The sequence below is a fragment of the Variovorax ginsengisoli genome, from assembly GCF_030811835.1.
GTDB lineage: Bacteria > Pseudomonadota > Gammaproteobacteria > Burkholderiales > Burkholderiaceae_C > Variovorax > Variovorax ginsengisoli_C.
In genome coordinates this window covers 1-20,188 of sequence record NZ_JAUSRO010000004.1, presented here as the reverse complement: position 1 = coordinate 20,188, position 20,188 = coordinate 1, and the positions used below count along the sequence as shown (strand labels likewise).

The 20,188-nt window shown below is 65.8% G+C and carries 15 protein-coding genes; 5 read left to right on the top strand and 10 right to left on the bottom strand.

All coding sequences use genetic code 11. From position 1 onward, the window contains the following. Positions 1 to 2,796 (top strand): ATP-binding protein, encoded by a 2,796-nt coding sequence (locus tag J2W36_RS06335; protein ID WP_307688849.1) that lies wholly within the window; start codon positions 1 to 3, stop codon positions 2,794 to 2,796. 439 nt (positions 2,797 to 3,235) lie between these two features. Here J2W36_RS06335 and J2W36_RS06330 read toward each other — a convergent pair whose 3' ends face one another. After that, positions 3,236 to 4,780, bottom strand: a complete 1,545-nt coding sequence (locus J2W36_RS06330; protein ID WP_307688848.1) for an amidase — start codon at positions 4,778 to 4,780, stop codon at positions 3,236 to 3,238. Between the two features lie 25 nt (positions 4,781 to 4,805). After that, positions 4,806 to 5,789 (bottom strand): Bug family tripartite tricarboxylate transporter substrate binding protein, encoded by a 984-nt coding sequence (locus tag J2W36_RS06325; RefSeq protein WP_307688847.1) that lies wholly within the window; start codon positions 5,787 to 5,789, stop codon positions 4,806 to 4,808. Positions 5,790 to 5,952: 163 nt separating this feature from the next. Between J2W36_RS06325 and J2W36_RS06320 the strand changes: the two genes are divergently transcribed. Then, positions 5,953 to 6,864 (top strand): LysR family transcriptional regulator, encoded by a 912-nt coding sequence (locus J2W36_RS06320; protein ID WP_307688846.1) that lies wholly within the window; start codon positions 5,953 to 5,955, stop codon positions 6,862 to 6,864. A 201-nt stretch (positions 6,865 to 7,065) separates the two neighbouring features. Next, on the top strand, positions 7,066 to 8,316 hold the full coding sequence (locus J2W36_RS06315; RefSeq protein ID WP_307688845.1) for an NAD(P)/FAD-dependent oxidoreductase: 1,251 nt from the start codon (positions 7,066 to 7,068) through the stop codon (positions 8,314 to 8,316). Between the two features lie 33 nt (positions 8,317 to 8,349). On the opposite strand, the gene J2W36_RS06310 is transcribed toward J2W36_RS06315, so the two are convergent. The 3 genes from J2W36_RS06310 to J2W36_RS06300 all read right to left on the bottom strand — a co-directional run bounded on the left by J2W36_RS06310 (position 8,350) and on the right by J2W36_RS06300 (position 13,649). Beyond that, complete coding sequence (locus J2W36_RS06310) at positions 8,350 to 10,254, bottom strand: sensor histidine kinase (RefSeq protein WP_307688844.1); 1,905 nt, start codon at positions 10,252 to 10,254, stop codon at positions 8,350 to 8,352. Positions 10,255 to 10,479: 225 nt separating this feature from the next. Beyond that, positions 10,480 to 12,915 carry a catalase gene (locus tag J2W36_RS06305; RefSeq protein WP_307688843.1) on the bottom strand — a complete coding sequence of 812 codons (2,436 nt, stop codon included), beginning with the start codon at positions 12,913 to 12,915 and terminating at the stop codon, positions 10,480 to 10,482. A gap of 443 nt (positions 12,916 to 13,358) precedes the next feature. Then, entirely contained in the window at positions 13,359 to 13,649 is a 291-nt protein-coding gene (locus tag J2W36_RS06300; RefSeq protein ID WP_307688842.1) for a hypothetical protein, read from the bottom strand. Positions 13,650 to 13,840: 191 nt separating this feature from the next. On the opposite strand from J2W36_RS06300, the gene J2W36_RS06295 reads away from it, so the two are divergent. Then, positions 13,841 to 14,854, top strand: a complete 1,014-nt coding sequence (locus J2W36_RS06295) for a Bug family tripartite tricarboxylate transporter substrate binding protein (RefSeq protein ID WP_307688841.1) — start codon at positions 13,841 to 13,843, stop codon at positions 14,852 to 14,854. Positions 14,855 to 14,908: 54 nt separating this feature from the next. Here J2W36_RS06295 and J2W36_RS06290 read toward each other — a convergent pair whose 3' ends face one another. Further along, entirely contained in the window at positions 14,909 to 15,400 is a 492-nt protein-coding gene (locus J2W36_RS06290; RefSeq protein ID WP_307688840.1) for a hypothetical protein, read from the bottom strand. A gap of 225 nt (positions 15,401 to 15,625) precedes the next feature. Here J2W36_RS06290 and J2W36_RS06285 point away from each other — a divergent pair, with 225 nt between their 5' ends. Continuing rightward, positions 15,626 to 15,937, top strand: a complete 312-nt coding sequence (locus J2W36_RS06285) for a putative quinol monooxygenase (RefSeq protein WP_307688839.1) — start codon at positions 15,626 to 15,628, stop codon at positions 15,935 to 15,937. Between the two features lie 25 nt (positions 15,938 to 15,962). Here the strand turns inward: J2W36_RS06285 and J2W36_RS06280 are convergent, their stop codons facing one another. From J2W36_RS06280 to J2W36_RS06265, 4 genes are all read right to left on the bottom strand, one after another. Further along, positions 15,963 to 16,808 (bottom strand): PA4780 family RIO1-like protein kinase, encoded by an 846-nt coding sequence (locus J2W36_RS06280; RefSeq protein ID WP_307688838.1) that lies wholly within the window; start codon positions 16,806 to 16,808, stop codon positions 15,963 to 15,965. 15 nt (positions 16,809 to 16,823) lie between these two features. Next, complete coding sequence (gene map / locus J2W36_RS06275) at positions 16,824 to 17,642, bottom strand: type I methionyl aminopeptidase (protein ID WP_307688837.1); 819 nt, start codon at positions 17,640 to 17,642, stop codon at positions 16,824 to 16,826. Then, entirely contained in the window at positions 17,639 to 17,923 is a 285-nt protein-coding gene (locus J2W36_RS06270; protein ID WP_307688836.1) for a ParD-like family protein, read from the bottom strand. Before J2W36_RS06270 ends, map begins: the two co-directional genes overlap by 4 nt. Before the next feature lie 85 nt (positions 17,924 to 18,008). Then, entirely contained in the window at positions 18,009 to 19,892 is a 1,884-nt protein-coding gene (locus J2W36_RS06265; protein ID WP_307688834.1) for an AI-2E family transporter, read from the bottom strand. Positions 19,893 to 20,188 lie beyond the last annotated feature (296 nt).

Here is a 20,188-nt window from a genome sequence, read left to right as displayed (position 1 = left end):
ATGCGTCTGATGAGCCTGCCCGGCCGCGTGTTGATGGTGGCAATCGCCGCCATGCTGCCACTGGCGATCCTCTGCGGCATTGCGCTGGTCGACCTGGGGCTCGGCCAGCGTGCGCAATCGCGCGATGCCGCAATCGGCATGGCACGCGCCGTGGCGGGCGCAGTCGACAGCGAACTTCGCCTGGCGATCTCTTCCCTGCAAACGCTCGCGCTCACCGATCCGTTGGGCGCCACCGACCTGTCGACGCTGGCCGATGCGCACCTGCTGGCCAGCGCGCTGCGTGCGTCCAATCCAGGTTGGGAGGGTGTGCAGCTCACCACGCCTGAAGGCCATGTCGTCTTCAGCAGCGAACGTCCTTTTGGTATCACAGCCGACCAGGTCCTGGACCTTCCCAGCCATGCAGAGGCGGTTCGCACACGGCGGCCGGTCGTCAGCGGGCTGTTCAGTGGTTCGCGCGACAAGCTGCTGTTCGCCGTCCGCGTCCCTGTGCTTCGCGGTGGCCAGGTGCGCCATGTACTCACGGCCATCGTAAAACCAGAGACTGTCGCTGCGGTCCTGCGCAACCAGCAGGTGCCAGACGGCTGGAAGGTGTCGGTCTTCGACAGCAATCAATTGCGGATCGCGCGATCGGTCAACGATGAACTCACCCGCGGCCGGCCACCGGGCCCGACGTTGCGCGAGGCACTGGTCAGCCAGGATACGCGCGCAGAACTCCTGCGCACCGTGAACACGGATGAGGGCGTCCCCATGCAGACGGCCATCGTCCGGCTCGCATCGGCCCGCTGGCAGGTCGTGCTCGGCATGCCCATGTCCACCGTCGACAGCGCATGGCGGCGCACCATGTGGGCCTACAGCGGGGGCGTGCTGTTTTCATTGCTCGCTGGCGGATTGGGCGTCTGGTGGGTCGCGCGCACCATCACGCGGCCGATGCGCCGCCTGCGCGAAAGCGCGCTGGCACTGGGCCACGGTGAGCCGGTCGCGCCGAACCGGTCGGGCATCGACGAAGTCGACCGCGTCTCCCACGCACTCGCAGAGGCGGCGACCGACCGCATCCAGCACGAGGAGGAACGCGACACCCTGCTGGTGACCGGCCAGCAGGCACTGCTGTCGGCGCAAGCCGCTCAGCAGCGCCTGCAATGGCTCGCCACGGTCAGCACGACCTTGTCGCGCTCCCTCGAAGAGGCCTCGACGATAGAGGCCATCGCGCAGGTCATCGTGCCGGACTTCGCCGACATCTGTCGCATTGACCTGCTCGACGAGAACGACATGCTCCATCGCAAGCTCGCGCGCTATCGCAACCTGACCCGTGCCAGCCAGGTGACCGCCGCCGTCGCCCGCGCCATCGCCGACACCAACGCACCGGGTTCACTGCACTGGGCGGTGACGACAGGTGAAACCTTTGTAGTCAATCGCACCACGAGGGACTTCTCTGAACTGCCGCATGCAGGCTTGCGCGCGCTCGCGGTCAGCCACGGCATTCACGCGTGCTGCGTGGTGCCACTGGTGGCACGCGGCCGCACGATCGGTGCGATGGCGGTGCTGCAATCCGAGTCGGAGCGCCATTTCAGCCCCGAGGACGTCACCCTGGTCGAAGAATTCGCACAACGGGCTGCGCTCGCGCTCGACAACGTCCGTTTGCTCGCCCAGGCGCACCAGGCGCGTGCCGAGGTCGAGGCGGCGAGCCATGCAAAGGACGAATTCTTCGCCATGCTCGGACATGCGCTGCGTAACCCGCTCGCGCCGATTTCGCTCGTTCTGCAACTCATGGCACGCAAGGAGCCCGACGTCTTCACGAGCGAACGCAAGATGATCGAGCGCCAAGTCAAGCAGCTCTCCCGCATGGTGGACGACCTGCTCGACGTGCCGCGTATCGTGGCGGGCAACATCGTCCTGCAGCGCGAACGGGTCGATCTGCGCGACGTCGTGACCCATGCGATGGAACTTGCGCAGCCCCTCATGCAGCAACGTGCACGCATGCCCGGCGTCGTGCTACCCACCACGCCGATCATGGTGCTGGGCGATGCGTTGCGCTTGGCCCAACTGGTGTCCAACCTGCTCAACAACGCCGCCAAGTTCACGCCGCCCGCGAAGTCGATCACCGTGGCACTTGCCGTCGTCGAAGGCCAGGCCGAACTCTCGGTGTCCGACGAGGGTGTGGGCATCGATTCCGCGCTGCTGCCCCATGTGTTCGATCGATTCGTGCAGGCGGGCCAAAGCCTGCAGCGCCCGGGCGGTGGTCTCGGCCTCGGACTCGCGATCGCCCGCAGCCTGGCCGAACTCCACGGGGGGACCATCGATGCAACGAGTGACGGCGCTGGCAAAGGCACGACCTTCCATCTCATGCTGCCGCTGGCGCCTCCTCTGCCTGATGCTTGCGCCATCGAACACATCGACGCATCGCCTGCGGGACCGCCGCTGCGTCTGCTTTTCGTGGACGACAACCAGGATGCGGTGAATCTTCTGGCCGATTGGTACCGGCTGGAAGGCCATTCGGTGCGTGTGGCCTACAGTGCCGAGAAGGCCTTCGAACGACTCTACGAATCGCCTGTCGACGCGGTCGTGGTCGACATCGGCCTGCCGGACATCAGCGGCTATGAATTTGCGCGCCGCGTGCGTGCCAATGGCCGTTGGCCGTCCATGGCATTGGTGGCCTTGACGGGCTATGGCCAGGCTCGCGACCGGCGGGCTTCCCAGGAGGCCGGATTCGGCGCGCACTTCGCCAAGCCGGCCGATCTGCATGAACTGCTGGCCGAACTGAGGCGGCTTGTCGCCGACGCAGGCTGCACCTCCCACTGAGCCGCAATCAGTGTGCAAGAGACCCTCGTCTTCCTAAATGCTTCCAAACTCCCACGCCAAAGTCTTGCTTCTGCATGGACAAAAAGGAGATTGGAATGAGACGCTGGATGACCGCAGGCTTGGCCTTGGCGACGACACTTTCCGGCTGCATGGTGTTGCCGCCGCCGCATGGCGGAGATCGGGGCCCGGATCTGGACATGGCGCACCGCCCGCCCCCGCCTTGGCGGCACGACATGCCGCCACCCGAATTCTTCGAGGTCTGCCGCGCGGCGTCCGTCGGCGCACAGGTGACAGTGACGACGCCACGAGGCGACACTGTCACCGGTACCTGCGAAGCCGAACCGCCACGCCTGATGTTCCGGCCCACAGGCGCCGTACCACCAACGCCGCCGCCGACCCCACCCGCGCCGCGAAGTTAGTCCCCCGAACTTCTCGAACGTCAGACGACAGAAACCGAGCCGCCGACGGGTGCGAACCCATCTGCGGCCTGCGGTGGCGCGGTCACGATCGAGCGCAGCGCCGGTTCAGCCGGCCGAAGCGCCGACAGGTCGGGACGCGGCCTGCGCAGTTCAGGCAAGGCGGCAAAGGCCCGCTCCATCGCCTGTGCAGCGCCCAGCACGTGGTGGTCGGCACGAAAGCCACCCACGATCTGCAAGCCGAATGGCATGCCCTGGTGATCGACACCGCAGGGCAGCGACAGCGCCGGATGGGTGAGCAAGGTGGTGACGTAGGTCAGCGCCAGCCAGCGGTAATAGTTCTCCTGCTTCTCGCCGTTGATCGTGTCCGCGTACAGCTGCGTCCAGGCAAAGGGAGAAACCGGCGTCGTCGGCGACAGCACCAGGTCGTACTCGGCGAAGGTCTGCTGAAAGCGCTGGATCAACCGTGTCTGCTCGGCCTGGGCCCAGGCGCTGTCGAGCAGGCTCATGCGCGCCCCCATCTCGTAGTTGGCGCGGGAATTCGGGCCCAGGCTGCCCGGGTCTTTCGTGTAGGCCGCGTGCATGCCCGCGACAAAGGCCTCGGCACGCAGGACGTCGAAGCATCGGTGGGCCTCGCCGAGATCGAACTGGACCTCATCGCAGCGTCGGAACAGATGGCGCATGCCGGCGATCTTGCTGCGAAAGGTCGCCCGGATACCGTGGTCGACCGCGCAGGTGCCGAAGTCTTCGGTCCAGGCAACGCGCAGGCCGCTCAGGTCGACTTCGGCGGGCTTGAGAAATGACAAGGCGTCCAACGGATAGCTCAGCGGGTCGCCCGCATGCATGCCGGCCGATGCGGCCAGTTGCAGGCAGGCATCTTCGACCGTCCGGCCCATCGGGCCGACCACCGACAGCGGCGTCCAGCCGAGCAGCTTGCGGGCACTGGGCACCACGCCAGGCGACGGCCGAAAGCCCACCACGCCGCATTTGGCCGCCGGAATGCGCAGCGAACCGCCCGTGTCCGACCCCGTGCACACCGGCAGCATGTCGCAGGCCAGCGCCGCGGCCGATCCGCCCGAGGAGCCGCCTGCATTCAGGTTGGGGTTGAACGGATTGCCGGTCGCGCCCCAGACATCGTTGCGCGAATTCGCGCCGGCGCCCATCTCAGGCACGTTGGTCTTGCCCGCAACGATGGCACCGGCACGGCGCAGCCGCGCCACCAGTTCGACGTCGGCGGTCGGCACATGGTTGCGAAACAGCGCCGAGCCCCAGGTCGTGAGCAGGCCTTCGGTCGGCTCCAGGTCCTTCACGCCCAGTGGCAGGCCATGCAGCAAGCCAAGGGGTTCGCCCGCCATGACGGCGGCCTCTGCGGCCCGCGCTTCAGTGCGCGCCCGGTCGAAGCAGGTGGCCGTGACGGCATTGACGAAAGGGTTGACTTGTTCGATACGCGCAATGCAAGCGTCGAGCAGTTCCACCGGCGATACCGCCTTGCTGCCGATCAGGCGGCGCAGCGTCACGGCCGATTGCTCGACGAGCGTACCGGTTGTGCAATGAATGGATTCAGGCATGTGTCTCCAGAAAAAGGGGCGGCGATCAGTCCGCGGTGATGTTCGAGCGGGCTGCGACGGCGCGCATGATGGGCAGTTCCTTTTCGATCAGCATACTGGCCGCGGCACCCGTGCTGTACGACGGGTCCATGCCCATTGCGACCAGCTTGGCCTGGGTCTGCGGATCGGCCATGGTTGCAGCCAGTGCGGCGTCGAGTTTCGCCTTGACCGCAGCGGGCAGGCCCCTGGGCGCCGCGACAATCAGCCAGGTGTCCATCTGGACGTCGGGGTAGCCGCTTTCGGCCATCGTCGGCACGCCGGGCAACAGCGCCGAGCGCTTGGCAGTGGTCACGGCAATGGCCTTGATCTTGCCGTTGGCCAACTGGGGAATGGCAGCGCTCACCGTGTCCACCGCAAACGGAATCTGTCCGCCCATCAGGTCCGTCATGGCGGGCGCACTGCCTTTGTAGGGCACATGGGCCATCTTCAGGCCGGCCGCACGCAGCATGGTCTCGCCGGCAAAGTGCGCCGTCGTACCGCTGCCAAAGGAACCGTAGGCGTACTTGTCGGGCGAGGCCTTCACATACGCGACGAACTGCTTGAAGGTGTCGACCGGCACGTCCTTGTTGGCCAGCAGGATCAGGCCGGTGCGCCCCGCGATGCCGATGGGTTCGAAGCTCTGGGCCGGGTCATAGGGCAAATTCTTTCGGATGGCCGGATTGACGGTGAAGGTGGTGCCCGAACTCATCAGCAGCGTGTAGCCGTCAGGTGCGGATTTGGCCACGTACGACGCACCGATGAGGGTGCCGGCGCCAGCGCGGTTGTCCGCCACGATGTTCTGGCCGAGCTCCTTGGCCATGCGCTGCGCGATCACGCGCCCGAGCACATCCGTGGCACCACCTGGCGGGAAGGGAATGACCAGGGTCACGGGACGGGTCGGGAAGTCGGTGCCGGCGGCCAGCGCGGCGGCGCCCGAGATGCACAGACCTGCAGCCAGCGACACGCCGGCCAAAGTGCGAAGAAGGGTCATGGGTGTTTCCTGCAGTTCAAGAACCTGGAATGGGAGGCCGCGTCGCCGGCCCGGTCCATCGCATCCTAGGACGCACCCAGGAGTGCCACAAGCGCATTGTTTAGAATCTTCGATTGCGTTAACAGCAATTCATGACACGCACCACCGCACAGGAGGAAACCTGATGTCACCGCATTTCCTGCAGGACACTGCGGTGCGCTACTTCCTGGAAGTGGTTCGCGCCGGCTCGGTCAAGGAGGCCGCAGCCCGGCTCAACGTGGCGCCCTCCGCGGTCAGCCGCCAGGTGGCGCGCCTGGAAAGCGACATGGACACGCTACTGTTCGAGCGCCACGCCCGCGGCATGGTGCCCAACGCCGCGGGAGAGCTGCTCGCCGCGCATGCCAAGCGCGCGCAGCAGGACAACGAACGCGTGCTCAACGACATTTCCGCCCTGCGCGGGCTGCGCAGCGGGTCCGTGCGGGTGGCCAGCGCCGAGGGCTTTGCATTCGACTTCATTCCCACGCTGATTGCGGCTTTCCGCAAGACCTACCACGGCATCCAGTTCCACCTGGACGTGTGCGCGCAGGCCGACATTCCACGCCGTGTGCGGGATGGCGAGGCCGACGTGGGCATGACCTTGAGCTCGGTGCCCGAACGCGGCATCGAGCTCGCATTGCGCCATCCGAGCCCGATCCTGGCGGTCATGTCGCGCGCGCATCCACTGGCGGGCCAACGCCAGCTCTCGCTCAGCCAGGTGGTCGCCTCACCGCTGGCGCTGCCACATCCGTCGAGCTCGGTGCGCCAGTTGCTCGACATCAGCTGCAGCCGGCAGGGACTGCGCTACACCACGGCCATGTCGAGCAACCACGCCGATGCGCTCGTGAGCTTCGTGGCGGCCGCGCCGGACTGCATCGCGTTCTACGGCGAGCTGTCGATCCGCACACGGCTCCTCGCCAGCACGCTGGTGGCGGTACCGCTGCGCGACCGTGAAATGAACGAACGCTATCTGGAGGTCGAGACACTGGCCGGGCGGCCCCTGCCCGATGCCGGCCGGGCCTTCGTCGACTTTCTCACGCAGGCGATCCGCGCAGGTTGAGCGACCTGAAACCATTCGAACAGGCAGGCATGGATTGCGCGTTTGGCAATCGAGCGGTCGAATATCGATGTTTCGCTCATGCGCCGGCGACAAGCATCCGGCGCGACAATCGATGCATTCCTGCGCGGCCAGCGCTTGCCTCATGACCCACCTCCACACACCTCCCCCACGGCCCCATCCTTGCCAGGAGGCGACGCCTTCATGACACCCAACCGCCATGAAGTGATCGTTCTGGGCGCCGGCATGGTGGGCGTCAGCACGGCACTGGCGCTGCAGGAACGCGGACACGCCGTCACGCTGATCGACCGCAAGATGCCCGGTCGCGAAACCTCCTACGGCAACGCCGGCATCATCCAGCGCGAAGCCGTCGAGCCCTATGCATTCCCCCGCGACCTGGGCGTCCTCTTTCGTGTGGCCACCGGCCTGAGCAACGATGCGCGCTACCACCTGGGTGCCATGGCGGCGCTGGCGCCCAGGCTGCTCAGGTACTGGCATGCGTCGGCGCCCGCGCGCTACCAGCCCATCGCGCAGGCCTATGCGACGTTGATCAGACACAGCATCGACGCGCATGCCCACTGGATCGACCAGGCGGATGCCGGCCATCTGGTGCATCGCGACGGCTGGCGACAGGCCTACCGCTCGGCCCAGGCGTTCGACACCGCCGCAGCCCACGCGCGTGCCGTGGCAAGCACGCACGAACTCGGCTGCGTGGTGCAGGGGCCCCTGGCCCTGGCCGCGGCCGAGCCGGGCTTGAAGCTGCCGATGGCGGGCGCGATCCACTGGACCGATCCATGGACCGTGCGTGACCCTGGCGATCTGGTGGCGTCCTACGCCAAGCTCTTCGTGCTGCGCGGTGGGCAGTTCGCGCACGGCGATGCGCTGAGCCTGCGCCCGCAGGGCGCTGGCTGGTCGGTCGACGCGGCGGAGGGCCCGGTGCAAGCCGCAGACGTCGTGGTGGCACTCGGCCCTTGGGCCGACACGCTGACGCGCCAGCTCGGCTACCGCCTGCCGCTGTTCGTCAAACGCGGCTACCACCGGCATTACGAGGGTGGCACGCGCCTGGCGGTGCCGATGCTCGACACCGAACGCGGCGTGATGCTCGCGCCGATGTCGCGCGGCTTGCGCCTGACCACCGGTGCGGAGTTCGCACGCCACGACGCGACACCCACGCCCGTCCAGCTCCAGCGCGCCGAGCGATCGACCGCCCAACTGCTGGTCGCGCTGGGAACGCCGGTGGAGGCCGAGCCCTGGCTCGGTGCCCGTCCCTGCACGGTCGACATGAAGCCGGTGCTGGGACCGGCGCCGCGCCATCGGGGACTGTGGTTCAACTTCGGACATGCCCACCAGGGCTTCACGCTCGGCCCCGTCACCGGACGTCTGGTCGCCGAACTGGTCGGTGGCGACAAGCCATTCGTCGACCCTTCGCCCTTCCTGGCGAGCCGATTCGACTGAGCCGATCGCGCGGACGCAGCGGGTGCGCCCGGCTCAGCCGCGCGCCGGACGCTCGACCGGCAGGCGCAAGGTCACGCGCGTGCCGCCCGCGTCCGACACGATCAGGACCTGACCGCCCAACGCCTCGGCGCGGCGCATCTGGTTGGCCAGCCCCTTGCCGCCGTCGCGCAGCGCCAATGCGGTGTCGAAGCCCGCGCCGTTGTCAGCGATGGTCACGCTCACCCAACCGTCCTGGGCGCCGGTGCTCACGTGGATCTCGCTGGCGCGGGTGTGCTTGAGGATGTTGGCAAACGCTTCCTGAAAAATCCGAAGGATGTGCAGCGAATAGCTGGGCTCCAGCCATTTCAGTTCTGGAATCTGCGTGACCGCCCAGCGCAACACGATACCGGTGCCTTCCAGCCGCGGCTCCAGCCGAAAACGCAGGGTCGCGAGCAGCAGCAACAGGTCGGCTTCGACCGGTTCCATGGAATCGATCGCCAGCTTCAGGTCGTCCACGCAGTCCTTGAGAATCTGCGTGACCTTGACGTCGCTCAGACCGCCCTGCTCCATCGAACGGATCGCGCTGATGAGCGATGAGCCCAGCCCGTCGTGCATGTCCTGCATCAGGCGCTGCCGTTCGCGGCTGAGGGTCTGGTGACGCTCCGCTTCCCGCAAGCGCGTGTGGGTGGTCGTCAGCTCCGCCTCGCGCGCCTGCAGCCGGGCCTCCAGGCTGGCATTGGTGCGTTTGACATCGTCGATCGCTTCAACGTAACGCCTGAACAGGATGTACATGAACACCAGGAACAGCCCGTTGTTGGCGTAGGAACCCAGATACAAAGCCTCCGGGCCCACGAAATTGTTCTGAAGCAGCAGGTCGAAGAGGCCAAGGATGAATGCCAGGGCACCCCAGCAGGCGACGAGCACGCCATCGAGCGACTTCACCTTGCGCGCGCTCACGTAGCCGCAGTAGACGATGGCGGGCATGAGCCCGATGCCCAGGAGGTAGGCAATCGGCGTGAGCCCGGCGATGCTGGGCAGACCCAAAGTGGGCATCAAGTCGGGCAGCGTGATGACGGTCAGCGTGCCGCAGACGCCAATGGTGACCTTGCTCAGCAGCGGACGGGGCTGGCGGTGCAGCCGCTGCGAGAAGAAATGCGACAGGCCGATCAGCCAGAACAGCGAGCTGACGGTCAGCCACAGGAACCACTCGTCAGAGAGGATCAGTTTCTCCTGGCCGACGTAATAGTGAATGGACCGGATGTAGGCAGCGACGGTGATCAGGAAGAACACCATGTACAGCGACCCCTTGCCCAGCCGAATGCGCACGGCCAGGGAAAACAGCCCGACTGCGAGGAAGGCGACGCTCGCCATGTAGGGGAGCTGCACCTGCAGCAAGGTGCGCATGCGATACCGCCAGCCAATGGCCTCGTCGGTGCCCAGCCAGACGGTGGACAACGCACCCTGGGCCCACACCGGACGCTCGATGCGAATGAAGATGATGGCAGGCATGGGTGCGTCGCGCCCCTCGGTCAAGAGGATTCGTAGTGGCTGGTTCCAACCATTCCAGATCAAGCTGGAGTTTGACTGGTATAGCAGCCGACTGTCGCCATAGACAGCAACCCGCCCATCGGCCTTCACCCTCGGGATATAGATATAGCGCTGCGCGGTCTCGCGCGCCAGCGGCGGAATCTGGAGCCGATACCAGTTCACGACGCTGGTTGCACCGTTCAATGCGGCCGACCGCGTAGGGTTGAGCGCGGGCCGGTGCATCACGTGAGGCAGCGCGACCGGCGTCCAGCCTCCCGCCAGACTGTCAGGGTCCAGCAAATAAGGCGCTGGGGCGAAGTCGTCGCCGTCTTCGATGAGCGTGTCCGCGCTGGTGAAGTGCGCAGGTACGCTCGACGGCAGACGCTGAGGCGCTGCGAGCAAGACGAGCGCCAGCAGCGCGAGCAGCAGCATAAATCTCGCGCGTCCGGCACTCTGGAACATGAACGATGCAATAAGACGAAAGGAATGGAGCGACCGGGCGGCCGCAGGAAAGGGCTGAATCTATCAGTTCAGCCGGCCCTTCCGACTCGTTCCTGCCCTGGGGTCCCACGCCCGCCCATTTCATCCCTCTCACATCCTCTCGCGTGCTGCCGCAGTGGCCCGGGGGATGCGCCCGGGCTCACGCAAACGCCGGACTCAGACCCGGGGTGGGTCCGTTTCGCGTGCGCTGTGGCGCGGGCCGCCCACCGCTGCAATGAAGGAGGGCACTGCAGAAGCTACACCGACGGCGTCGGTGAGAATCAGTCCCGGATCGGCTGAACCATCAGGCAGGGTGAGCGGAATGCCCGCATCGCCAAGCAGCCCCTGCGACGCGCCCATCGCGAGAATGGTTTTGCCGTGGCGATATTGGTCTTTCAGGAACTCCGCGGTATGCCCATCCCGGGCCAGTGCCTCGGCGGCGGCCACGCCGTCGGGAAGCACCAGCGCGTCGAACAGGAAGCCAGGGCTGTTTTCCATCGTTGCATCGACCTCGAGCAATTCGCCCCCTTCAGCCGAAAAACTTCCCAGGCGCGACCCCACAAGGCGAGGTACCGCGCCGCCCTCGAGCAATGCCGCCTGCAGCGCAGCGATGCTGGTGCCCTCGGCGCCATGGGCGACCAGGATGGCCACCTTGCGAGTTCGGATTCCGCCGTCGCCCGGTCGCGCCGTGAGCGACAGTGCGGGCGAGCTCTTGACTTCGGGCGAAACAGGCGTCTCCAGTGCCAACGGCAACGCCGCAGGCACCTCAATTCCCAGGCCTTCGGCAACCTGCGCTGCCAAGGCCGGGGAGGCATTCACCAGTGTGGCGACCACCCGCTCGCGCACGGCGGGCACTGTGACCTTCGACAGTTCGAAGCGAAAGGCCGCAGCGATGTGTGCCTGCTCGGCCGGCGTCTGGCTTTCGTAGAAAAGGGCGGCCTGCGTGTAGTGGTCGGCAAATTTTTCCGGCTTGCCACGGACCTTGTCGCTGGCCTCTTTCGCATCCATGCGCCGTGCCACGCTCTGAAAGCCCTGGGCCGCGCCGGCCTGGAACGGGCAACCGCCGGCGAGCGAATTCGGCTCGTACGCGACGCGACCGCGCGGAATGGCCTGCCGGTGCATGCCGTCGCGCTGGTTGTTGTGCACCGGCGCGATGGGCGCGTTGATCGGCAGTTCATGGAAGTTCGGTCCACCGAGCCGGCTGATCTGGGTGTCCACGTACGAGTGGATGCGTCCGGCAAGCAGCGGATCGTTGCTGAAATCCATGCCCGGCACGATGTGCGCGGTACAGAACGCCACCTGTTCGGTCTCTGCAAAGAAGTTGTCCGGGTTGCGGTTGAGCACCATACGGCCCACGATCTGCACCGGCACCAGTTCCTCGGGAATCAGCTTGGTAGCGTCGAGCACGTCGAAGCTGAACGCCTCGGCCTGCGCTTCGGTGAAGATCTGCAGCCCCAGTTCCCATTCGGGGTATTCACCCGAATCGATGGCTTCCCACAGATCCCGGCGATGGAAGTCCGGGTCGGCGCCGGAGATCTTCACCGCCTCGTCCCAGACCATCGAATGCGTGCCCAGCTTGGGCTGCCAATGGAACTTCACGAACACCGATTCACCCGCCTCGTTCACCAGGCGGAAGGTGTGCACGCCGAAGCCCTGCATCATGCGGTAGCTTCGCGGAATCGCACGGTCGCTCATCTGCCACATCAGCATGTGGGTCGACTCGGGCATCAGCGAGGCGAAGTCCCAGAAGGTATCGTGCGCGGACGCGGCCTGCGGCATGCCGTGGTGCGGCTCGGGCTTGACGGCATGGATCAGGTCGGGGAACTTGATCGCGTCCTGGATGAAGAAGACGGGCATGTTGTTGCCCACCAGGTCCCAGTTGCCTTCCTGCGTATAGAACTTGACGGCAAAGCCACGCACATCGCGCGCCGTGTCCTTGGAACCGCGCTCCCCGGCGACGGTGGAGAAACGCACGAACACCGGCGTGATCTTGCCGGCTTCGTTGAAAAGGTCGGCCTTGGTGTATTTCGTCAGCGGTTCATAGCATTCGAAGAATCCATGCGCGCCCGATCCTCGGGCATGCACGATGCGCTCCGGAATGCGTTCATGGTCGAAGTGCGTGATCTTCTCGCGCAGGATGAAGTCTTCGAGCAGCACCGGTCCGCGAACGCCGGCCTTCAACGAATTCTGGTTGTCGGCAACCGGTACGCCCTGGTTGGTCGTGAGACGCTGGCCCGCCGAATCGACGCGCACGCGGTCCAGCGGCGCGCTGGCAGGATTGATGCCCGGAGCGGCCACGCCGCCCGTCTTTGCCGAGGCGTTGTGCTCGGACAGCGTGCTGCCACCCGGCAAGGCCGACGGCGGCTCGACTGTCAGGCCTTGCGGAGCGGCCTTGGCGTTGTCGATGCCGTGTTCGAGCGGCTTGTTGGTGTTGGCAGGCATGCCGGCTGCGAGCGCCTGGGTGTCCGCGGCCTTTTGCGCCGGCAGGTCGCCCGGCACGGTGCCCGGCGGCGCGGGATGTGCGGGACCACTGTCGGTGTTGCGGCTGGCGGCCTTCGCGGAATTGACGGCAAGCGACGAAGCGCTCCCGGCGGACTTGCGTGATTTGGGCATGGGTGTTCTCTGTGGGGCTGTGGGGTTCGAACGAATGCAGGCAGCACTGGCTGGCGCATCACTGACTATTGCCAGTGCATCGGCCCTGTATGTAGGACATCCCCACCCCTCGCGTCAGACCCGGCGAGTCATGTCTTTTGACAGATACCGCGTGTGATCAGCGGCAATCTCACCGATTTCCGATCCACGTGATATAATCCAAGGCTACCCAGAATGCTGGGTAGTGCCTGCGCAGGCAAGCCGGATCTCATAACGGCACGTCGACCAAGAGCTGTCACGACGAGAAAAATACAAGATAGCTCCTGCAAGTGAACATGCCGTAACGTGGGCCGCGTAAGTGCCCACGGCCAAACACGCAGAAAAAGCCGCCCTTGAGGCGGCTTTTTTACGTCACGCAAGGTGGCGCCGAGACCCACGCTGTTACGTGGCGCTGCGGCACCCTATCACCAACCGCGACGCGGCAGATGCTCGCTGACCCACGCGGCGCCGCGACGACGCAGGTCGGGCCTGCGGCGGGCCGTCGCGCCAAGTGCGAGCGCGGCGATGGCTGCACCGGCCACCACATACAGCATGCACGTGCCCCAGCGCGATGTCCCCGTACCGCGGGAGTCATGCTCGGTGTAGGTCTTCTCGATCGCATTCAGCGGCCGCAACTCGTCGGTGTCCTCTTCGGCTTCCAGGGCCGCTTGAGACACATCGAGGTGGGAGGGGGTGGCTTCTGAGGGTGTATTCATGATTCCAATGCTTTGGGTTGATGCTTCAAAAGGGGTTGCGATGTCGCACGAGTACGACTCTGCGTCACTGCAGGCACTGGAGCCAAGGCCATGCGGCCGAATTGCAAGTAGTCCAATCGCTCAGGCTCACGGTTCTCGAACATGCCGCAAGTGCATGATCGGCACCTTCCACCTCAAAAAAAGGAGACGACATGTTCGACACCGATTCCCAACAGCCACACCGCGGCATCCAACGACGCCACCTGCTTCAGGCAGGAAGTGCCGTCGGCGCAGCCAGCCTGTGGTTGCCGCGCGCCGCCGCTCAAGCCGCCTGGCCGACCAAGTCCATTCGCTTCGTGGTGCCATTTGCACCCGGCGGAAGCTCGGAGATCGTGGCACGTTCCACTGCAGCCGAGCTTTCAACCTTGATCGGCCAAAGCGTCTACGTCGACAACAAGCCCGGTGCGGCGGGCAATATCGCCATGGCGGAAGTCGCGCGCAGCGACGACCAACACACGCTCATCCTGGGGCACATCGGCACACTGGCCGTCAATCCGTACATCTTCGCCAAGTTGCCGTATGACGCCAACAAGGACTTCAAGCCGGTGAGCCTGTTGGCCAAGGTGCCTAGCCTCTATGTGGTGCACCCGGACGTCCCGGCAAAAAATCTCGTCGAATTCATCGCCTATGCCAAGGCGAATCCGGGCAAGCTGAGCTACGGCTCCGCTGGCAATGGCAGCGCAGGCCACCTGGCTTTCGAGTACTTGAAAATGAGTGCGGGCGTCTTCATGCTGCACGTTCCTTACCGTGGCACCGGCCCCATGTTGACCGATCTGCTGTCCGGGCGCCTGGAAGCGTCAGCCATCGGTGCTGCAGCCATCATCCCGTTCATCAAATCGGGCAAGGTGCGTTGTATCGCGACCGGCTCATCCAGGCGATTGCCGCAACTGCCGGACGTGCCCACCGTCGCCGAACAGGGCTTTCCAGGTTTCGAGATGACGCAGTGGTACGGCATGCTCGCGCCTGCCAACCTTGCACCCGCTCACCTTGCCAAGCTGTCGACGGAGACCATGAAAGCGGTGAAGGCACCTGCCGCCCTGGAACGCTTGCGAGGCGACGCCGCCGAGGCCATTGGCGGTACGCCCGAACAGTTCACTCAGTTCATTGCAATTGAACAGGAGCGCTGGAAAAAGGTGATTGCACGCGCCAACATCAAGCCGGACTGACACGCCGTAGCTCGGCCTGACGGCAAGCGAGTGCAACCCGCGCGCGATGCCCGATCAGCAGCCGGTAGGACGCGACGGGCGCATCGGGATCACGCCACTGACCCGGATGGTGCTGCCATTGCCGGCGGTGAGCGATTTGGCAGACAGGCGAATTCGATCGCTGTCGCGCACCACCGCGGAGTTGTCAGGCTGGCCGCTGCTGTACTCAACGCCATTGACGGTGAGGAAGATCACGTACAACGTCGTGGCATCGGGCCGGTAACGCACGTCGCCGTAGGCAGTGCCGTCTGCGCCGACGCGATTCGCGCCGTCGAACTTGAACGTGCAGACCTCGGGGTCGGAGCCGACCGGATTCTTCTTTTCCACGTCCGTCAGGTTCAGGGCGCCATTGCCATAGATGCCGTTGACGCCGTCGATCGATGCATTGGTCACCGTCAGGATGCCGGTCTGCTCGCTCGGGCTTGGATCGTCGCTGTTGCCACCGCCACACGCCGCAAGCGTTGCTGCCAGCACCACGGCGCCGGACAGCTTGAAAATTTTGTTCATATTGGATTCCCTCTGGATACGTTGGACTTGTTTGTTGCCGGTCTTGGTCGACCCTCGGCGAGGCGAAGTATCTGATCCGTCACGGCTGAAAATTTGCGCGGATGCAGACACCTGCTGTAGGACATCGGCCTATTGAAAGCGATCAGGCTTCAGGTCGGGCGACCGGCAAACGACCCGGCCCGGCTCTTGCAACGCATCGAACTCGCCCACTCACGATCGATCGCCATGCTCACCATCACCGCAGTCATCCGCGTCAAGCCAGGTCACCAAGCCGCCATGTCCGACGCGCTCAGCGCGGTGGCAGACCATGTCCGTCGGCATGAGCCGCAGACGCTTGGCTTCTACGTGTCGCAGGACATGACAGACCCCTGCGTGTTCACGACCTACGAGCGCTTTGTCGATCAAGCCGCGATGGACCGTCACAACCAGTCGGCCGCCGTCGCTCACTTCTTCGGCATCGCCAAACCGATTCTGGAAGGCGATGTGACGCTGGTCACATGCCGGGAAATCTGCACGCGGGAGCAGGCCGCCGCATGAGGCGCCACCGCCCGCCCACCCGCCCTCAGCGGGTGGCCATGCGCAGCCGCCGCGCTGCTTCCTCGTCGCGCGCATCGTCCACCTCGCGCAGCACACCGCCGAGGTCCACCGGGCCGGACGCCTGCCTGAAGACGCCGGTCAGCACGGAGGCGGTGTCGAGCTCGCCGCGTTCGTACAGGCCCCACATCTCTTCGCCGTAGCGGGTGCGCAGCAGGTCCGGCGCGAACTGGCCGAAAAAGTTCTTCAGGTTGTCGACATCGCGCAGCAGCATGCGTTTGGCGTGGTTGTTGCCCGCGGCGTCCACGGCCTGCGGCAGATCGATGATCACCGGGCCGTCGGCGGCCAGCAGCACGTTGAATTCCGACAGGTCGCCGTGCACGACGCCCGCGCACAGCATGCGAACCACCTCGGTGAGCAGCGTCGCATGGTGGCGGCGCGCGTCTTCGGGCGTGAACACCACGTCGTTCAGGCGGGGTGCGGCGTCGCCGTCGGCGTCGGTCACCAGTTCCATCAGCAGCACGCCGTCGCAGAAGTTGTAGGGCACGGGCACGCGGACGCCGGCCGCGGCCAGACGGTACAGCGCATCGACCTCGGCGCTCTGCCACGCGGCCTCGGTGGCCTGCCGGCCGAACTTGGTGCCCTTGGCCATGGCGCGCTGCAGGCGCGTGTTCTTGACCTTGCGGTTCTCGGTGTAGTCGACCGCCTGGCGGAAGCTGCGGTTGGTCGCTTCCTTGTAGATCTTGGCGCAGCGCGTTTCGTCGCCACAACGCACGACGTAGACCATCGCCTCCTTGCCGCTCATGAGTTGGCGAACCACGGTGTCGATCAGGCCTTCGTCGACCAGCGACTGCAAACGGGGAGGAGCTTTCATCCGGCCATTCTGCCGCTAAGCGGCAGCGGCCTCTACCGGCATCGCAATGGGGGCGTAGCCGCCGGTGCCCTCAGGCCATGGCGTGAGCACCTCGAAACCATCGGCGGTGACGGCAACCATGTGCTCCCACTGCGCCGACAGCGACCGGTCGCGTGTCACCACGGTCCAGCCGTCGGGCATCTGGCGCGTCTCCCTCTTGCCCGCATTGAGCATCGGCTCGATCGTGAAGATCATCCCCTCCTGCAGCCGCAGGCCTTCGCCGCGCCGGCCGTAGTGGAGCACCTGCGGCTCGTCGTGGTAGATCTGCCCGATGCCATGGCCGCAGTATTCGCGCACGACGCTGAAATGCTCGCGCAGCGCCACCGCCTGGATGGCATGCCCGATGTCGCCGAGCGTCGCACCCGGGCGCACCTGGCGGATGCCCGCGCACATGGCCTCGTAGGTGGTATCGACCAGCCGGCGCGCCAGCACCGTGGGCTCGCCGACGAAGTACATGCGGCTGGTGTCGCCGAACCAGCCGTCCTTGATCACGGCCACGTCGATGTTGACGATGTCGCCTTTCTTCAGGATCTTCTCGTCCGACGGCACGCCGTGGCACACCACCTGGTTCACCGAGGTGCACACGGTCTTGGTATAGCCGTGGTAGCCGATGTTGGCCGGTACGGCGTGCTGCACGTCGACGATGTAGTCGTGGCACAGGCGGTCGAGCGCACCGGTGCTGACGCCGGCCTTCACGTGCGGCGCGATCATCTGCAGCACCTCGGCAGCCAGCCGGCCCGCCTCGCGCGCCATGGCGATTTCGTCCTTCGAGCGGATCGACACGTTCGAATTCATGCAACGGCCCTCTTCAGCCGCACCGGTGCCGCGGCTGCCACCGCTGACATGGCGGCACGTGGCTGCGCTGCCGCGGCCAGCACGGCCAGGTCCAGCCCACCCGCCTGCTCGGCGCGGATCAGCATCTGGCAGATATCGCGGTGGTCGAGATCGGGATGCATCTCGGCGAGCATGCCGATGCGCATCCAGTGCTCGGCCTGCGCGTTGATGGAACGGCTCAGTGCATTGCCTGCGACACGCAGGTTTTCGTGCATCTGCTCTGAAATCTTGACGATGCCCATGGGGATCCTGATGTATGAAACGTATACGAATCATATCGTCTTTCGGCGCTCTGGCACGCCGCGCTGGCAAAGACCCCTGTGCGCGCTAAGCCGTCTTGCTGCCTTGCAGGACGAAGGCCTCGGCTTCAGAGTACGAATGCAGGATCAGGTCGACATGCGCCTGGACCTGCTCGATGTCCGCCGAGTGATCGTCGAGCTTGAGCTTGACGGTGACCAGGATCGCGTGCGGCAGCGCTGCGCGCACCTCGGCGATCTGGGTGCGCCAGCGGTCCATGTCCTGCGCGTGCGGGTAGACGACGAAGAGCGTGCCCACCAGCACGGATTTGCCGGCCATCGACGGGTCCGACGGATCGTCGATGGATGCGCTGCGCGCGTCCACACTGTCGTCGCGCAGCGCCCGCACCAGCAACTCGGTCAGCAGGTCGTCGCGCTCGGAGCCGAAGCTCATGCAAAGGACGATCGAGCCCGAAGGCACATCCAGGCGACCCTGCCAGCGACCCAGGCGTGCCTCCCGGATCTGGCGCAGGTGCGCGCCGATGTTGGCGTCGACCAGCGATACCGCCGAACGCCTGCGCCGCAGGCCCAGCCGCGTGCGGGTGTGCGTGTTCGCCAGGGACTCGGCGAGGCGGCCGAGGTTGCTCTGGATGCGCTGCCACTGCTGCAGGCCGACCCGGCCCCGGTTGAAATCGACCGCCCCCAACGCAAGGCCGGGCAGCAGCACATGATCGCAATACTTGGCGAGACTGCCCTGGCGCATGAAGGTTCGAGCATCCTGAATGATCGCGTCGGTGTTGTCCGCCAGCGCCCGCTGGTAAAAGCGTTGTCCCGCACTCAGGCCGGGCGCGTCGCTCAGCAAAATGGTCAGGGGCTGCAGCGCCTCCACCTGGCGCCCCAGGACCACGAGGCACAGGGTCAGCGGCGTCGACAGCAGCAAACCCACCGGCCCCCACATGGCGCCCCAGAACAAGGCGGAGACGATCACGGCCAGCGGCGCGAGTCCGGTGCTGTGGCCATACACCTGCGGCTCGACGACATGCGCGACCAGCAGCTCGAGCAGGAGAAACACGCCCAGGCTCCACAGCGTGAGCGACCAGCCCGGATCGGCCGCCGCGCCGAACACGGCAATCAGCGCACCCGCGCCCAGAATGCCCACGTAGGGAACAAAACGCAGCAGCCCGCTGACCACGCCCCACAGGGCGGCATGCGGTATGCCGATGGCCCACAGGCTCAGGCCGATGATCGTGCCGAACGCGAGATTGACGATCGACTGCGAAAGAAAGAAACGCGACACGCCGTGCGCCGCGTCGCTGAGGGCCTGCACGGTCGTGCCGAGTTCATCCTCGCCGACGACCCGGATGAAGCGGTCGCTGAGCGACTCGTGCTCCAGCAGGATGAACACCAGCAGGATGAAGACGATGCCCGCCTCGCCCAATGGCCCCCACAGCGCAGAGAACAGGCGCGTGACCAGATCGCCCGCCGCGTCCGGCGCCGGAGCATGCTGGGGCGTTGCCTGGAACGCCGACGGTCCAGCCGCACCGCGGGCGCTCGCAGGGCGCTCGGGCTCCGCGCTGAGATGGGTCGCCGGTGCCTGCGGCACCACGCCCTTGAGCTCGGCCTCGAAGCGTTCGAGCGGACGCACCGTGAGTTCCTTGATCGACTCGACCTTGGCACCGATGGCCGCCTTGTAGCGCGGCAGGTCTTCGGCCACGGCAACAAGCTGGATCGCGATCACCACGCCCATCCATACCACGCAGGTGGCCACCAGGAGCACCGATGTCAGCGTGGACGTGGTGCGGCCCAGTCCGGTCCGCCCGAGCTTTCGCACGAGGGGCGCGATGACCAGGCTGAGCACACCGGCAATCGCGAGCGGCTTGATGAAGACCTGGCCGAAATACAGGACCGCCAGAATGCATGCCACGGGGACGACGTGCCCGATGTGCCGCTGGGGTTGTGAGGAAAGCAATCCCATGGGGGCTTAACGGTGCTGCGGCCGGTTGTTTGAAGGGCGAAAGAGGCAAGGCTGACGGCAACTACGCCGCCGCGAACGGATTGTGTCAAAAATCGCCTGCCCGTGCCCCGTGCCCCCCGCACGCAAGTCGGCACCCCGACCGCAGGGCCAAGTCGTTCGCAGCGCCGGGATCACGGACCCGGCAAGGACCGACCTGCCCTTACCAGACCTTCCACCAGGGGTCGTCCTTGGCGCGGAATCCGCGCGCGAGGTACTCGCTCTGGGGGTAGTTGGTGACCAGCACGCGTTGGGCATCG

Bases quoted from the DNA above. Each gene is read 5' to 3' on its own strand.
- J2W36_RS06335 (WP_307688849.1), top strand. From the start codon at position 1: ATGCGTCTGATGAGCCTGCCCGGCCGCGTGTTGATGGTGGCAATCGCC.
- J2W36_RS06330 (WP_307688848.1), bottom strand. From the start codon at position 4,780: ATGCCTGAATCCATTCATTGCACAACCGGTACGCTCGTCGAGCAATCG.
- J2W36_RS06325 (WP_307688847.1), bottom strand. From the start codon at position 5,789: ATGACCCTTCTTCGCACTTTGGCCGGCGTGTCGCTGGCTGCAGGTCTG.
- J2W36_RS06320 (WP_307688846.1), top strand. From the start codon at position 5,953: ATGTCACCGCATTTCCTGCAGGACACTGCGGTGCGCTACTTCCTGGAA.
- J2W36_RS06315 (WP_307688845.1), top strand. From the start codon at position 7,066: ATGACACCCAACCGCCATGAAGTGATCGTTCTGGGCGCCGGCATGGTG.
- J2W36_RS06310 (WP_307688844.1), bottom strand. From the start codon at position 10,254: ATGCTGCTGCTCGCGCTGCTGGCGCTCGTCTTGCTCGCAGCGCCTCAG.
- J2W36_RS06305 (WP_307688843.1), bottom strand. From the start codon at position 12,915: ATGCCCAAATCACGCAAGTCCGCCGGGAGCGCTTCGTCGCTTGCCGTC.
- J2W36_RS06300 (WP_307688842.1), bottom strand. From the start codon at position 13,649: ATGAATACACCCTCAGAAGCCACCCCCTCCCACCTCGATGTGTCTCAA.
- J2W36_RS06295 (WP_307688841.1), top strand. From the start codon at position 13,841: ATGTTCGACACCGATTCCCAACAGCCACACCGCGGCATCCAACGACGC.
- J2W36_RS06290 (WP_307688840.1), bottom strand. From the start codon at position 15,400: ATGAACAAAATTTTCAAGCTGTCCGGCGCCGTGGTGCTGGCAGCAACG.
- J2W36_RS06285 (WP_307688839.1), top strand. From the start codon at position 15,626: ATGCTCACCATCACCGCAGTCATCCGCGTCAAGCCAGGTCACCAAGCC.
- J2W36_RS06280 (WP_307688838.1), bottom strand. From the start codon at position 16,808: ATGAAAGCTCCTCCCCGTTTGCAGTCGCTGGTCGACGAAGGCCTGATC.
- map (WP_307688837.1), bottom strand. From the start codon at position 17,642: ATGAATTCGAACGTGTCGATCCGCTCGAAGGACGAAATCGCCATGGCG.
- J2W36_RS06270 (WP_307688836.1), bottom strand. From the start codon at position 17,923: ATGGGCATCGTCAAGATTTCAGAGCAGATGCACGAAAACCTGCGTGTC.
- J2W36_RS06265 (WP_307688834.1), bottom strand. From the start codon at position 19,892: ATGGGATTGCTTTCCTCACAACCCCAGCGGCACATCGGGCACGTCGTC.